16 protein-coding genes are annotated in these 14850 nt (G+C 66.5%); 8 read left to right on the top strand and 8 right to left on the bottom strand.

Annotated elements, in window-relative coordinates:
- Positions 1-337: 337 nt before the first annotated feature.
- From ACL58G_RS32075 to ACL58G_RS32055, 5 genes are all read right to left on the bottom strand, one after another.
- Positions 338-676 (bottom strand): DUF1840 domain-containing protein, encoded by a 339-nt coding sequence (locus ACL58G_RS32075; protein WP_413386561.1) that lies wholly within the window; start codon positions 674-676, stop codon positions 338-340.
- A gap of 70 nt (positions 677-746) precedes the next feature.
- Positions 747-2282 (bottom strand): putative ABC transporter permease subunit, encoded by a 1536-nt coding sequence (locus tag ACL58G_RS32070; protein WP_440964549.1) that lies wholly within the window; start codon positions 2280-2282, stop codon positions 747-749.
- Complete coding sequence (locus tag ACL58G_RS32065; protein ID WP_440964548.1) at positions 2279-3019, bottom strand: ABC transporter ATP-binding protein; 741 nt, start codon at positions 3017-3019, stop codon at positions 2279-2281. Before ACL58G_RS32065 ends, ACL58G_RS32070 begins: the two co-directional genes overlap by 4 nt.
- A gap of 1 nt (position 3020) precedes the next feature.
- On the bottom strand, positions 3021-3536 hold the full coding sequence (locus ACL58G_RS32060; protein ID WP_413386563.1) for a hypothetical protein: 516 nt from the start codon (positions 3534-3536) through the stop codon (positions 3021-3023).
- Between the two features lie 27 nt (positions 3537-3563).
- On the bottom strand, positions 3564-4325 hold the full coding sequence (locus ACL58G_RS32055; RefSeq protein WP_440964547.1) for an SDR family oxidoreductase: 762 nt from the start codon (positions 4323-4325) through the stop codon (positions 3564-3566).
- Positions 4326-4587: 262 nt separating this feature from the next.
- On the opposite strand from ACL58G_RS32055, the gene ACL58G_RS32050 reads away from it, so the two are divergent.
- Both ACL58G_RS32050 and ACL58G_RS32045 read left to right on the top strand, forming a co-directional pair.
- A complete protein-coding gene (locus tag ACL58G_RS32050; RefSeq protein WP_413386566.1) occupies positions 4588-5547 on the top strand; it encodes a GlxA family transcriptional regulator in 960 nt (319 codons plus the stop codon).
- Between the two features lie 215 nt (positions 5548-5762).
- Positions 5763-6275, top strand: a complete 513-nt coding sequence (locus ACL58G_RS32045; protein WP_440964546.1) for a hypothetical protein — start codon at positions 5763-5765, stop codon at positions 6273-6275.
- On the opposite strand, the gene ACL58G_RS32040 is transcribed toward ACL58G_RS32045, so the two are convergent.
- Positions 6272-7798 (bottom strand): YifB family Mg chelatase-like AAA ATPase, encoded by a 1527-nt coding sequence (locus ACL58G_RS32040; protein WP_440964545.1) that lies wholly within the window; start codon positions 7796-7798, stop codon positions 6272-6274. The genes ACL58G_RS32045 and ACL58G_RS32040 overlap by 4 nt on opposite strands.
- Positions 7799-7948: 150 nt before the next feature.
- Here ACL58G_RS32040 and ACL58G_RS32035 point away from each other — a divergent pair, with 150 nt between their 5' ends.
- Positions 7949-8266 (top strand): hypothetical protein, encoded by a 318-nt coding sequence (locus tag ACL58G_RS32035; protein WP_440964544.1) that lies wholly within the window; start codon positions 7949-7951, stop codon positions 8264-8266.
- Positions 8267-8269: 3 nt separating this feature from the next.
- Here ACL58G_RS32035 and ACL58G_RS32030 read toward each other — a convergent pair whose 3' ends face one another.
- Positions 8270-8518 carry an accessory factor UbiK family protein gene (locus tag ACL58G_RS32030; RefSeq protein ID WP_440964543.1) on the bottom strand — a complete coding sequence of 83 codons (249 nt, stop codon included), beginning with the start codon at positions 8516-8518 and terminating at the stop codon, positions 8270-8272.
- Positions 8519-8784: 266 nt separating this feature from the next.
- On the opposite strand from ACL58G_RS32030, the gene ACL58G_RS32025 reads away from it, so the two are divergent.
- The 4 genes from ACL58G_RS32025 to gshA all read left to right on the top strand — a co-directional run bounded on the left by ACL58G_RS32025 (position 8785) and on the right by gshA (position 12886).
- The gene (locus ACL58G_RS32025; protein WP_413386573.1) at positions 8785-9531 is read left to right on the top strand and encodes a TorF family putative porin; all 747 of its coding nucleotides are present in this window, start codon (positions 8785-8787) and stop codon (positions 9529-9531) included.
- A gap of 12 nt (positions 9532-9543) precedes the next feature.
- Entirely contained in the window at positions 9544-9882 is a 339-nt protein-coding gene (locus ACL58G_RS32020) for a P-II family nitrogen regulator (protein WP_025511601.1), read from the top strand.
- A 10-nt stretch (positions 9883-9892) separates the two neighbouring features.
- A complete protein-coding gene (locus ACL58G_RS32015) occupies positions 9893-11446 on the top strand; it encodes an ammonium transporter (RefSeq protein ID WP_413386575.1) in 1554 nt (517 codons plus the stop codon).
- Between the two features lie 138 nt (positions 11447-11584).
- Complete coding sequence (gshA, locus tag ACL58G_RS32010) at positions 11585-12886, top strand: glutamate--cysteine ligase (protein ID WP_036235279.1); 1302 nt, start codon at positions 11585-11587, stop codon at positions 12884-12886.
- 107 nt (positions 12887-12993) lie between these two features.
- Here the strand turns inward: gshA and ACL58G_RS32005 are convergent, their stop codons facing one another.
- Entirely contained in the window at positions 12994-13710 is a 717-nt protein-coding gene (locus ACL58G_RS32005; protein ID WP_413386577.1) for a class I SAM-dependent methyltransferase, read from the bottom strand.
- 190 nt (positions 13711-13900) lie between these two features.
- Between ACL58G_RS32005 and gshB the strand changes: the two genes are divergently transcribed.
- Entirely contained in the window at positions 13901-14848 is a 948-nt protein-coding gene (gene gshB / locus ACL58G_RS32000) for a glutathione synthase (RefSeq protein WP_440964542.1), read from the top strand.
- The last annotated feature ends 2 nt before the right edge of the window (positions 14849-14850 follow it).

Genomic DNA, 14850 nt, shown 5'->3' with positions numbered 1-14850 from the left:
TTAAGAAAACCCCGTCGAGTGATCTCGACGGGGTTTTTCGTTTTGGAAAAACGAAGCCCGCTCGCCCGGATTGGCACTGCCAATCCTCGCACTGAGCGGGCTTTTTGCTTTTCTACGACAAAAATGCCGAGGATTAAGCGCATGTCCTGCTCGACCCTGCTGGTACGTCCGTACAAACTGGCGAGCGGGGACATGCAGGTGGAAGCGAGCATCGGCGTGGCCCTGCAGTGGCCGTATGAACTGCAGGACCCTGTCCACCTGCCGGCACGCGCGGACCAGGGCCGCGTCGCGCCGGTGGCGGAAGCGCTGGAACGGGAAGCGTCCCGATTGGACGGGGTCAGACGCCCCAGAGCACGTCGGTCTGCTGGTCGCGCGAGGCGCGCAGCATTTCCAGCAGCGGGAACGCGCGGGTCGAGAACGTCACGGTCTCGATCGGCTGGTGTTCCGCGTCCTCTTCGCCTTGATGGGCCTTGACGTCCTGTTCCATCTCGTCGGTGGCCTGGTGCTTCCGGCTTTCTTCGATCTCGTTTTCCAGCAGTCTGACGGCTTGCGTCGCTTCTTCGGCGGTGATGACACCGCGTTCACTGTCCTTGTGCAGGAGGTCCAGGATCCGCTTGGCGTGGTCCTGGTACATCATGACGTTCGGGTAAGCCTTGGATTTAAAGGTGATTAACATAGTTGTCTCATTCTATTGTGAGTAGCCCAACGATATCACGAGTCGGGCCTGGAGGTCAGTGGGCTACCTCTCACACCGGGCGCCGCCGCATTGCGCGGGCCAGCAGCAGCACGAGCAGCCCCGCCGCCAGCACCGCCGCCGCGGCCGGCAGCATCCAGGCCGGTCCGTCCGCCGCCAGCGCGACGAGGAGCCAGCCGAGCCCGCCCCAGCACAGGCTGCTGACCAGTTCCAGCATCGTGCACAGGAAATTTTCCTTGCCGCGCGTCTTGAAATCGCTGCGGGGAGCGGGGCGACCCGTCCACTGCACGATCAGGCCGGCGCTCAGCACGGCCGCGCTGACCGGGAACGCGACGAGCAGGCCCGTCCGCGGCGTGCGCACGACGAGCCATAGCAGCGGCAGCGCGACGAGCAGCAGGGCCGGCATCGTCGCCGCCGCCAGCTTGGCCAGTTGCAGCGTGCGGCGCGGCGCCGGAGCCGACAGCAGCAGGTCGGGCGCATCTTCGGCCGAGATCACGATCCACGCCAGGCTACCCGTCAACGAACTGCACAGCAGCGTGAGGCCGGCGCCCAGCGCGGGGCCGGCCGAGTCGCCGCGCAGGATCAGGAACAGCAGCGGCACGAGGTAGACCAGCTGCAGCAGCACCTGCGCGATCAGGTGCGGGTCGCGCGCGATCAGGCGCCATTCCTTGATGACGACCGTGTCGAACAGGCTGGCGCGGAAACCGAAGCGCAGCGCGCCGGCCGGGCGGGCGCGGACGCGGCCCATGCCGGCGGCCTGCTGCAGGCCATGGACGAAGAAGCGGTGCGTGCGGACCAGGGTCAGCATGAACGCGAGTCCCGCCAGCAGGACGGCGCCCAGCAGCGGCAGCGGCGCACCGAGGACGGCGTGGCCGGGCAGCCACAACACGCTGTCCGGCCCGAACAGCGACTGGTGCGTCATCATCTCCATGATGCGCGGCCCCACGGTCCCGTCATGGCGCGTGAAGTTATATGCCTGCGACAGCAGGAAGATCAGCGCGCCCGCGATGGCGCCCAGCACCTGCGCCACCACGCGCGTGCGGCGCGCGCCCAGCACGCGCACGAGGCCCAGCGTCAGCAGCATGCCCGCGCAGGCCGTCAGCGTCGCGCAGGCGGCGATCGTCACGTACAGGCCGAGCCAGCCGGGATGGCCCAGCACCAGCGCGACGTTGGCGAACGGGCCGGCCAGGTACACGTAGGGCAGGGCGGTGGCGGCCGCGATGCCGAGCAGGCGCACCGCGAAGACGCTGCGCGAGGGCAGGGGCGACGACAGCAGCAGATCGAGGTCGCCGCGCTCGAACAGCGCCAGCACGCAGGCCCGCAGGCTGCTCGACAGCATGAAGGTCGAGCACACGACCACCAGCAGGCTGACAGGGATCGCGAGCAGCGCGTCGCCCATGCCGTCGCGGCCCAGTGCGCGCAGCAGCGCGAACGCGATCAGGTGCAATCCGATGAACCCGATCACGAACACGGCGATGGCGGGCCAGCCCGGACGCCGCCTGCCGCCCTTGTTGATGGTCGCGCCATACCAGGCCAGGCGCAGCTCGTGGCCCAGCAGCCAGCGGATGCTTCCGGGCGCGGCACTCACCCTGGCTGTCCTTCGGTCAGGTGCAGGAATACGTCTTCCAGGCTGCCGCCCTGCGTGCGCTCGCGCAGTTCGGCGAGCGTGCCCTCGGCGATCAGGCGGCCCTGGCGGATGATGCCGATGCGCTGCGCGAGACGTTCCGCCACCTCGAGGATGTGCGTCGTCAGGATCACGGTGCCGCCCTGCTCGACGTGCGACGCGAGCAGGTCCTTCACCTGGCGCGCGGCGGCCGCATCGAGGCCGGTCAGCGGTTCGTCCAGGATCAGGAGCTCGGGCTCGTGGATCAGCGCCCCGGCCAGCGCCAGCTTCTGCTTCATCCCCCGCGAAAACCCTTCCGTCAGCTCGTGCGCGTGCTTCGTGAGGTCGAGCCAGTCGAGCAGGCGGCGCGCGCGCGGTTCGGCGTCCTGCGCGCGGATGCCCCACAGGCCGGCGACGAATTCCAGGTATTCCGTCGGCCGCAGTTTCCCGTACAGCAGCGGGTCGTCCGGAAGATAGGCCATGCCGCGCTTCGCGCCCGCGGGATCGCGCGCGAGGTCGATGCCGAGCACTTGTACGTCGCCGGCATCCGGGGCCAGCAGGCCGGTGACCATGCGCAAGGTCGTCGTCTTGCCGGCGCCGTTGGGGCCCAGCAGCGCGTACAGTTCGCCGCGCCGCACGGTCAGGTCGAGGCCGTCGACGGCGGGCCGGCCGAAGGATTTGCGCAGGCCGGACAGGCGCAGGGCAGGGGACTCGCTGTTCATCTCAGGGCAGTTTGAAAGACGTAATGAATTGTTCGACCTGTTCGGCGGGCAGCGCATCCTTCTTGCCGATCGCGATCACCTGGTAGAAGCGCTTGCCGCGCGCCTCGAAGTGGCCGACGAGGTGCATGGTCTCGCCGTTGCGGATGCCGCTGGCGTCGACGTCGCGCGTGGCGCGGTCCGTGTCCGCGGTCGCCTTCTGGCTGGTGACGGTGGCGCCGATGTTGCGCACCAGCGCGAGTTGCATCGCTTCCAGCGCGGCCTGGGCACGCGCCGCGTCCGGCGCTTCGGCCGCGCCGACGGCGAACGTCGCGCCATCGACCTCGGCCGCCGTCATCGTCATCGCGACCTGCATGCCGTCGAGGTCGATGGTGCGCGTGAACGTCGCCGGTTTCGCCGGGAACATGACGCGGTAGGGCGCGTCCGGACTTGCATAGTCGCGCCAGTTGTACTTGGGGGAACAGGCCGCCAGAAGCAGGCCGAGCGCGGCCACGAGGGCCGCGAAGCGTCGTCTTGTCATGACGACATGGTAACAGGGCCGGACGGTTCAGGCGACCGGGATCGGGTTCTCCGCGATGTGGGCGTTGAACTCGTGGACCAGCTTGTGCTCGTCCGGCCCGGCGTTGTTGCGCAGCGGGACGGCGATGTCGACCAGCGCTTCTTCGCGGTCCGTGGCCAGGGCCTGCATGGTCTGGGCGATGAAGGCGTCCAGCGGCATGGCGCGCGGGTCGTCGCCTTTGTGGATCAGGTCGGTGTTGACCCACGGCGGCGCGATTTCCTGCACCGTCACGCCGGTAGCGCGCAGCATGAAGCGCAGCGACAGCGTGTACGAGTGCAGCGCGGCCTTGGTGGCCGAATACACCGCGTTCGTGGCGATCGGCACGTAGGCCAGTACCGACGTGTTGTTGATGATCGTCGCGCGCGGCTGCTTCTTGAGGTGGCCGACGAGGGCGGACGTCATGCGGACCGGACCGAGCAGATTCGTCTCGATGGTGGACACGGCCGTGGCGTCGTCGATCGTGCCGGACGGATCGTCGAACGGCATGATGCCGGCGTTGTTGATCAGGACGTTCAGCGCGGGATACTCGGCGATCAGGGCCGCGGCGGCGCGTTCGATGCTGGCCGGATCCGCGATGTCCAGCTCGACGGCGCGCATGCCCGGGTTGGCGCGCGTCACCTCGTCGAGCAGGGCCTTGCGGCGGCCGCCGATGATGACCTGGTTGCCCAGTTCATGAAACGCTTCCGCCAGCCCGCGGCCGATGCCCGAGGTACCGCCGGTGATGAAGATGGTATTGTTCGTGAGTTGCATGGTGATTCTCCGTTCTGGTTATCAGGGGTGTGGAAGATGTTGTCTTCTGGGATCAATGTTGGCGCAAACATGTCTGCCCTGAATGACAAAGAACCCTCGAATCAGGACAAAGTGTGCGTATGCACATATATCCGGAAGCCTATCTACTTTGTCAGTTGTTTTTGGTTGGACCGGAGCGGTTGTCGTATGATTACCATCATGCACTGCAGCAGACGCTGTGGCGCCGGACTCTCCGGCGAACCTGATCATCACTGAGGACAACATGAAACGCAGAATCGGACTCTTGCTGCCACCCGGCTTCCAGGTCCTGGATCTCATGGCGACAACGGTCTACGAACTGGCCAATACCTTGCTGGAAGAATCCATGTACGAGGTCACGATGCTGTCGGAGCACGGCGGCGCGATGACCAGTTCCTCGGGCATCAGCGTGCTCACGGAAGCCGTCACGCGCTACGACTACGACACCTTGCTCGTGGCGGGGCAGATGGCGCCGCGGCGTCCGTCGTCGCCGGGCTTCGTCGAGATCCTGCGCCAGGCCGGCGTGCAGTCGCGCCGCGTGGGCAGCATCTGCACGGGCGCCTTCCTGCTGGCCGAGGCGGGCCTGCTGGACGGCAAGCGCGCCACCACCCACTGGTCGCTGGCGCGCGACCTGCAGCGCATGTACCCGAAGGTGCGCGTCGAGGAAGACCGCATCTTCATCAACGAGGGCAAGGTGTGGTCGTCGGCCGGCATGACGGCTTGCGTCGACCTGTGCCTGGCCCTCGTCGAGAGCGACCACGGCATCGAGCTGTCGCGCAACATCGCCCGCAAGCTCGTCGTCTACCACCGCCGCAGCGGCGGCCAGTCGCAGTTCTCCGCGCTGCTGGAACTGGAGCCGAAGTCCGACCGCATCCAGCAGGCGCTGTCGTACGCCAAGCGCCACCTGCGCAAGCCGCTGTCCGTGGACGAGCTGGCCGAGGCGGCCAACCTGAGCACGCGCCAGTTCAGCCGCACGTTCCGCATCGAGACGGGCCAGTCGCCGGCCCGCGCGATCGAGGTGCTGCGCGTGGAAGCGGCGCGCGCCATGATCGAGGGCAGCAACCACTCGATCGACGTCGTCGCGCGCGAGACCGGTTTTTCCGATCCCGAGCGCATGCGCCGCGCCTTCCTGCGCGCCTTCGGCCAGCCGCCCCAGGCCATCAAGCGCGCGGCCCGCGAACAGCAGACCACGGGCCTCGCCTGATCCTTCGATAGGGATCCGATGGCCTGAATCGAGGGTTATTGGACCCACGCTTCGTCCTCCGTTCTGAAAAGATGCCTGCATCAGGCAACCAGAACGGAGTCGACGATGTCCACCGAACCCACCTCCCTGCCCAGAGGCCTTCTCTTCACGCTGGCGCTGGGCACCTTCGCCATCGGCACCGACAGCTTCATGATCGCGGGCCTGCTTTCGCCGCCGTGGCACTAGCGATCGGCCTGCCGAAGTCGCTCGGTGCCGGCGCGCCGCCCGTCAGCCTGAAGGCGAGACTCGACGCCGCCGTCGGCCTGGCCGTGGGCGGACGCGCGACGGACCGTTTCGGATCCTTCAACGTCGTCGTGCCCGCGCTGCTGTTGCTGGCCGCGTCGTTCTACTACCTCGCCGCGATGGCCGGCTTCGGTCACTGGCCGCTCGGCCTGCTGTTGCCGGGTGTCGTGCTGTGGGGCCTCGCCACGTGGGGCTTTTATCCGGCCCAGCAGAACAGCCTCGTCAACCGCGGCGGCGTGGCGCTGGCGCCCGTCGTGCTGTCGCTGAACGCATCGTTCCAGTACGCCGGCTTCTCGCTGGGCGTGCTGGCGGGCGGGTTCACGGTGGCGCATGCGTCGCCCGGTGTCGTGGGCTGGGTCGGCGGCAGTTTCGAGGTGCTGGCCCTGGTGCTCGTGCTCGTCATCGAGCGGCGCCGGCAGGCGCGTGGATTAGTGGTCGCCGCTTAATGGTCACATAAGCCGCGCCGGTACTGGATCGCCTCGGCCACGTGCTGGGCGTTGACCGTATCGACGCCGGCGAGATCGGCGATCGTGCGCGCCACCTTCAGCACGCGGTGATAGGCGCGCGCCGACCAGTGCAGGTGCTGCATGGCGTCGCCCAGCAGGCGCGCGGCGGCGGTGTCCAGGTGGCAGTGGTGGTCGATCTCGCGCGTCGTCAGCTTCCGGTTGGCCTTGCCCTGGCGAGACAACTGGCGCGCGTGCGCCTGCGTGACGCGCGCGGCGATGGCGGCGCTGGGCTCGCCGTCGGCCAGTTGCGCCATCGTGTCCGGCGTCATGGCCGCCACGGGCACCTGGATGTCGATGCGGTCGAGCAGGGGGCCGGAGATGCGGTCCTGGTAGCGCTGCACGGCGTCCGTGGTGCAGCGGCACTTGCTCGACGGGTGGCCGAGCCAGCCGCACGGACATGGATTCATCGCCGCGATCAACTGGAAACTGGCGGGGAAGTCGGCCTGGCGCGCGGCGCGCGAGATCGTGATGGCGCCCGTTTCCAGCGGCTCGCGCAAGACTTCCAGCACTTTGCGGTCGAACTCCGGCAACTCGTCGAGGAACAGCACGCCGTGGTGGGCGAGCGAAATTTCTCCGGGACGCGGCACTTGTCCGCCGCCGACGAGCGCCACGCCGGAACTCGTGTGGTGCGGACTGCGGAACGGCCGCTTTCTCCACCGTTCGATGGCGAAGCTGCCCGCGAGCGACTGGAGCGCGGCCGTCTCCAGCGCTTCCTCCTCGCGCAGCGGCGGCAGCAGGCCGGGGAAGCGCGACGCGAGCATGCTCTTGCCGGCGCCCGGCGGTCCGATCAGCAGCACGGAGTGCAGGCCCGCGGCCGCTACCTCGAGCGCGCGCTTGACCTGCTGCTGGCCCTTGACGTCGGCGAAGTCCGGGTACACGGGCGGATCGGCCGATGGCACGGGGCGGTAGCGCGCGAGCCGCGCCTCGTCCGACTTCGCGGCGAAGTGCGTGCACACGTCCAGCAGCGAGCGGGCAGGGTAGATGACGGCGTCCGTCACGAGGGCCGCCTCGTCCGCGTTCGCCCACGGCAGCACGAAGGCGCGCGCGGACGTGTCCTCGTCGGCGTGCTGGCGCAGCATGGCAAAGCTCATCGCCAGCGCACCGCGCACGGGGCGCAATTCTCCCGACAGCGACAGCTCGCCGGCGAATTCGTAGCCGTCCAGCGCGCCGGATGGGATCTGGTCGGACGCCGCGAGGATGCCCAGCGCGATCGGCAGGTCGAACCGTCCGGATTCTTTTGGCAGCTCGGCCGGCGCAAGATTGATGGTGATGCGCCGGCTGGGAACCTCGAAGCCCGAGTTCTGCAGCGCGGCGCGCACGCGGTCTTTCGATTCGCGCACCTCGGCGTCCGCCAACCCCACGATGTTCATCGCCGGCAGGCCGTTCGCCAGGTGAACTTCGACGCTGACAGCCGGTGCTTCCATGCCGGCCAGGGCGCGGCTTCTGAGGACGGCGAGGCTCATCGGACTCCTTCGACGGTGGGCGAGGCCTCATCTTAGGCAAGCGGAGACGATGCCTGTTGAGAGGGGACAGGCCTGTATGCCGAACTTTTTTCGCGTCGGGTCTGCGAGGTGTCTGGTAATGTAGCGGGCTCCGCCTTCTCCTGTCCACGCATGCCCCGACTGATCCTGACCCTGCTCGCCCTCGCGGTGCTGTTCTGCCTGCTGTGCGGACCCGTCACGTGGGTTGCGCTGCGCCTGTGGAAGCGCGGGGATCTCGACGCGTTCCGGCCGCTGCGGGCCGTGTGGATCGCGCAGGTGGCGCTGGCGTCCGCGCTCGTCTTCGGCGCGGACAGTCTCGGGCTGACCAATCCGATGGGCTGGATGGTGGCGATCGTGTTTGCGGTCAGCCTGGGCGGGGCGGCCTTGTTCGCGCTGTGGCGGATGATGGCACGGGCGAAGGTGCGGATGAGGGTGCGCGGCCGCCCGTAGGCGTCAAGCCTTGGCGTCGGTGGCGGCCAGCTTCGCTTCCAGTTCCGCCACGCGCAGTTCCAGCGCCTCCAGCTTGGCGCGCGTCTTGGCCAGCACCTGGGCCTGGATGTCGAACTCTTCGCGCGTCACCAGGTCCAGCTTCGAAAAGCCCTGGGTCATCATCGCCTTGACGTTGCGCTCGATGTCCTTGGCGGGCGAGTTTTCGATCGCCTGATTGATCTTGCCCTGCAAATCATTGAAAAAATTGTTCATTTCACACTAGTCCTTGAGTCGGCATGCTGCACCAAGAAGGTGCGTACATACCTGATTTGGTGCGTGCACCGCGACGGCGCACGCGTCCTGGTCCCGTTTGTATTTTGAAAGTAAAAAACTGGGGGCGGAAGGGGTGAAAAACAAGCGGGAACCCGCCCGGCATGGGGGTGGCACGCATCCTGCTAATCAACCATTAACCATAAGAGGTCGCAATCCCGGATTGTAAACCGCAACCCAAGAACATGTTCAACTAAAGGGAGTGTCGTATGAAGCGTCGTAACAGCAACTGGTCCCACGCCGCAGTACTCGCAGCAAGCCTGTGGAGCCTTCACATCGGGCTGGCCGGCGCCGAAGAGCAAAAGCCGGACAATGAAGTGAGTTTCAACGCGGCGGTCACGAGCGATTATCGCTACCGCGGCATTTCCCAGTCCCGTCTCGACCCCGCACTGCAGGGCGGCGCCGACTACACGCACAACCCGACCGGCCTGTACGCGGGCACCTGGCTGTCCACCATCAAGTGGACCAAGGACCTGGGCGGCAGCGGCGACGTCGAGTGGGATCTGTACGGCGGCAAGCGCGGCAACCTCACGGGCGACATCACCTATGACGTCGGCGGCCTGTACTACTTCTACCCGAGCAATGGCCTGCATCCGAATGCCAACACGTTCGAACTGTACGGCCAGCTCGGTTTCGGCCCGGCGTACGTCAAGTACTCGCATTCGCTGACGAACCTGTTCGGCACGGCCGACAGCAAGGGCAGCGGCTACCTGGACATCGGCGCCAACGTCGACGTCGGCAGCGGCTTCACGCTGAACCTGCACGCCGGCCGCCAGAACGTGCGCCACAACGGTTCGTTCTCGTACACCGACTACAAGCTCGGCGTCACCAAGGACCTGGGCATCTGCTCCGTGGCCCTGTCCTGGATCAAGGCCGACACCAGCGCGTACGTGAGCCCGTCCGCGGAAAACCTGGGCAAGTCCGCGGCCCTGCTCACGGTTTCAAAAACTTTCTGAAGAGGCAATCACATGAAAATGATCACCGCCATCATCAAACCCTTCAAGCTCGACGAGGTGCGTGAAGCCCTCTCGGAAATCAACGTCCAGGGTATCACCGTGACGGAAGTGAAGGGTTTCGGTCGCCAGAAGGGCCATACCGAGCTCTACCGTGGCGCGGAATACGTCGTCGATTTCCTGCCGAAGACCAAGATCGAGGCAGCGGTCGACGATGCCATCGTCGACCAGGTGATCGACACCATCCAGAGCGCCGCGCGCACCGGCAAGATCGGCGACGGCAAAATTTTCGTCTCCAACCTGGAGCAGGTAGTCCGTATCCGTACCGGCGAGACCGGCAACGAAGCGCTGTAAGGGGAATCCGATGATCCACACCATTACAAAACTGATCGCAGGCGTATCCGTCGCCGTGGCGCTGGCTGCAGCCGCCCCGGCCATGGCCCAGGATGCCGCCAAACCGGCAGCCGCTGCGGAAGCTGCAGCACCCGCGGCCGCACCGGCCGCCAGCGCACCGGTCGCCGCCGCACCGGCCGCCCCGGCAGCCGCCGCTGCCGCCGCACCGGAAGCGGCCGCTGCGCCGGCTGCCGCACCGACCCCGCAGAAGGGCGACACCGCCTGGATGATGGTCGCCACGCTGCTGGTGATCATGATGACGATCCCGGGCCTGGCCCTGTTCTACGGCGGCCTGGTCCGTTCCAAGAACATGCTGTCCGTGCTGCTGCAGGTGTTCATGATCTTCGCGGTCATCATCGTCCTGTGGTGCATCTACGGCTACTCGCTGGCGTTCACCGAGAAGACCGCGTTCATCGGCGGCTTCGACCGCCTGTTCCTGAACGGGATCTGGGATCCGGTCAAGGGAGCGTTCTCGACCGCGGCCACGTTCAGCAAGGGCGTCGTCATCCCCGAGTTCATCTACGTGGCGTTCCAGGGCACGTTCGCGGCCATCACCTGCGGCCTGATCGTCGGCGCGTTCGCCGAGCGCGTCCGCTTCTCCGCCGTGCTGCTGTTCGTCGTGCTGTGGTTCACGTTCGGTTACCTGCCGGTCGCGCACATGGTCTGGTTCTGGACCGGTCCGGATGCGTTCACCGCCGCGACCATCGATGCCGAGACCGCCAAGGCCGGCTGGCTGTGGCAGAAGGGCGCCCTCGACTTCGCGGGCGGCACCGTGGTGCACATCAATGCCGCTATCGCCGGCCTCGTCGGTGCGATCCTGATCGGCAAGCGCGTCGGCTACGGCCGTGAATCGATGGCCCCGCACTCGCTGACCATGACCATGATCGGCGCCTCGCTGCTGTGGGTGGGCTGGTTCGGCTTCAACGCCGGTTCGGCCCTGGAAGCGGGCGACGTCGCCGCGCTGGCCTTCGTCAACACCCTGCTGGCCACCGCCGCCGCAACCGTGTCGTGGGTCTTCGGCGAGTGGATCACCAAGGGCAAGCCGTCGATGCTGGGTGGCGCCTCGGGTGCCGTCGCCGGCCTCGTCGCCATCACCCCGGCCTGCGGCTTCGTCGGTCCGATGGGCGGCCTGGTCATCGGTCTCGTCGCCGGCATCGTCTGCCTGTGGGGCGTGAACGGCCTGAAGCGCATGATCGGCGCCGACGACTCGCTGGACGTGTTCGGCGTCCACGGCGTGGGCGGTATCCTGGGCGCGCTGCTGACCGGCGTGTTCGCGGCACCGCAACTGGGCGGCCAGGGCATCTTCGACTACGTCACCAACAAGATGTCCGCCGACCCGTACTCGATCGGCCACCAGGTCCTCGTGCAGGCGGAAGCCGTCGGCACCACCATCCTGTGGTCGGCCATCGTCTCGTTCATCGCCTACAAGATCGTCGACGTCGTCGTCGGCCTGCGTGTCCCGGAGGAAGAAGAGCGCGAAGGCCTGGACATCACGAGCCACGGCGAGCAGGCTTATCACTCCTGATTGCCAGGTTGCTAATACGCTAAAGCGCCCTCCGGGGCGCTTTTTTATTTCCTAATTGAATATAGGTCTTTAAAAAACGTTCGAACACCCCAATCTCGGCTTACCATATCGCCAAGAAGCCCGAAGGACGTCATTTTTATGGTTCCCCACCTTGCCACCGCCGTGACCGGTCCCCTGCTGGACCTGGAAAAGAAGATCCTCGAAGCCACGCCCGCCATCGAACGCTGGTTCCGCCTCGAGTGGCAGGAGCACACGCCGCCGTTCTACTGCTCGGTGGACCTGCGCAATGCCGGCTACAAGCTGGCGCCGGTGGATACGAACCTGTTCCCGGGCGGCTTCAACAACCTGTCGACCGAGATGCTGCCGCTGACGGTGCAGGCCGCCATGGCCGCGATCGACAAATACTGCCCGGACGCCCGCAACCTGCTGCTGATCCCGGAAAGCCATACGCGCAACCCGTACTATCTGCAGAACGTGCAGCGCCTGATGCAGATCTTCCGCCAGACGGGCCTGCACGTGCGCCTGGGCTCGCTGTCGCCCGAGGTGACGGAGCCGACGCCGCTCGCGCTCCCGGACGGGAACATGCTGGTCGTGGAACCGCTCGTGCGCTCGCCCAACGGCCGCCGCGTGGGCCTGGCCGACTTCGACCCGTGCACGATCCTGCTGAACAACGACCTGTCCGCCGGCATCCCGAGCATCCTCGAAAACGTCCACGAGCAGTCGCTGCTGCCGCCGCTGCACGCCGGCTGGGCCGTGCGCCGCAAGAGCAATCACTTCAAGGCGTTCGACGAGGTCGCCAAGAAGTTCGGCAAGCTGATCGACATCGACCCGTGGCTCGTGAACCCGCTGCACAGCAAATGCGGCGAGGTCGATTTCCAGGAAGACGTGGGCATGGAATGCCTGGCCGATAACGTGTCGGCGCTGCTGTCGAAGATCAAGAAGAAGTACAAGGAATACGGGATGAAGGACCAGAAACCCTTCGTCATCGTCAAGCCGGATGCCGGCACGTACGGCATGGGCATCATGACCGTCAAGGATGCGAGCGAGGTCAAGGACCTGAACCGCAAGCAGCGCAACAAGATGTCGGTCATCAAGGATGGCGTCACCGTCACCGACGTGATGATCCAGGAAGGCGTGCCCACGTTCGAGTCGATCAACGACGCGGTGGCGGAGCCGGTCGTGTACATGATCGACCGCTACGTCGTCGGCGGCTTCTACCGCGTGCATGCCGAGCGCGGCGTTGATCAGAACCTGAACGCGCCGGGCTCGCAATACGTGCCGCTCGCGTTCGCGCAGCAGCACGCCGTGCCGGACCTGAAGGCCAAGCCGGGCACCGCCGCGCCGAACCGGTTCTATGTGTACGGCGTGGTGGCGCGTCTTGCGTTGCTGGCGGCGTCGCTGGAGCTGGAGCGGACCGATCCGGATCCCGAAATCTATTAATGTCATTGGCTGCGGCTGGAGCGTGACGCCAACATATCGCAAACATCCGCGTGGGCTCGGGGAGCCCACTCTACGGCTGGAGCGTACGGATCCGGAAATCTATTGATTCACACGATACGGTCCGTCTCCGGCTTGCGCGCCATGTAGATGAAGTGGGAGCGCAGCGGCGGCAGCACCGTCGCCAGCGCTTCCGGAATCAGCCAGGGCAGGGCGGCCAGGGGGCGGCCCAGCGCCGGAGCAAGCACCAGTGTGCGGTAGTGGCGGCTGGCGGCGGGCCAGAAGCGCAGCAGTTCGACGTCCGTCACCTTGCGCACGTGGGCGTTGCGCGCGCTGCCGTAGCGACAATCGAAGATCATCGTCCAGCCGCCCGGACGCAGCACGCGCCACATCTCGGCGGCCAGGCCGCGCCGCAGGTCTTCGTCCAGGAGCGCCGAAAACACCGAGTGCGCGCTCACGAGGTCCATGCTCGCGTCGGGAAAGATGTCGAGCTGGCCCAGGTGCCAGCGCACGCCGGGTGCCGTGCGGGCCCGGGCCTGCTCCAGGCGGTCGGGTTGCAGCTCCGTGCCGGCGAGGTGGGACGGCGTGGCGCCCCAGTCGATCAGCTGGCGCAGGAAGCCGCCGCCGCCGCAGCCGACGTCCAGCGCGCGCACGGCGGACAGGTCGCGGCCCACCGTCAGCGGCAGCAGGTCGGCCAGCACGCGCGCCCGCGCCGCGGCCTGGCGGACGATGTCGGGCCGGTGCCAGGCGTGTTTCGCCAACGCGGCGCCGCCAGTCCATTGGCGATAGACCTGGTTGATGCGTTCCTGCTCGGCTTGGTCGCTCATAGTGCCCTCCTGCGTCGCATCTTCCCAACTGGTCCGACGGCACGTTTGACGGTTCGCAAATGCAGATTGAATAGATGACGTTTTGCCAACAGGAAGATGCCCCGATAACTCGTCCGCCGGACGCGGCCGCCTTTCCGCGTACATCCGCGTTTCCGGCTAAAATCGTGGCATTGCCTTCATTGGGACCATCATGAAAATCGCTTTTCTCGCCGATCCGCTGTCCGGCTTCAAAATCTACAAGGACTCGACGTTCGCGATGATGCGCGAAGCGGCGCGGCGCGGCCATCGGATCTATGCCTTCGAACAGCGCCACCTGGTGCTGGAAGAGGGCGTCGTGACGGCCGAGGCCACCGAGATCCAGCTGACCGGCGACCCGGACGACTGGTACCGCGAAGGCGACACCGATACCGTGCCCCTGTCCGCGTTCGACGCCGTCATCGAGCGCAAGGACCCGCCGTTCGACATGGAATACGTGTACGGCACGTATCTGCTGGAACTGGCCGAGCGCCAGGGCGCGCGCGTGTTCAACAAACCCTCGGCGATCCGCGACCACAACGAAAAGCTGACCATCGCCCAGTTCAGCCAGTTCACGTCGCCCACGCTCGTGTCGTCGTCCGGCACGCGCCTGCGCGCCTTCCACGCCGAACACGGCGACGTGATCTTCAAGCCGCTGGACGGCATGGGCGGCGCCGGCATCTTCCGCGTCAAGGACGATGGCCTGAACCTCGGCTCCATCATCGAGACGCTGACGGAAAACGGCGCGCGCACGATCATGGCGCAGAAATACATTCCCGCCATCGTCAAGGGCGACAAGCGCGTGCTCGTCATCGACGGCAAGCCGGTCCCGTTCTCGCTGGCGCGCATCCCGCAGGCCGGAGAAGTGCGCGGCAACCTGGCGGCCGGCGGCACCGGCGTCGCGCAGCCGCTGACCGAGCGCGACCGCGAGATCGCCGAAAGTCTGGGCCCGATTCTGGCGGCCCGTGGCCTGTTGCTGGTAGGATTGGACGTGATCGGCGATTTCCTGACCGAGGTGAATGTCACCAGCCCCACGTGTTTCCAGGAGATCACCGACCAGACCGGTTTCGACGTTGCGGCGATGTTCATCGACGCCGTCGAGAAACGGGTAACAGGAAATTAAAG

Source organism: Massilia sp. GER05 (genome assembly GCF_052056005.1).
GTDB lineage: Bacteria > Pseudomonadota > Gammaproteobacteria > Burkholderiales > Burkholderiaceae_D > Telluria > Telluria orientalis.
This window is presented reverse-complemented; position numbering and strand designations above follow the sequence as displayed.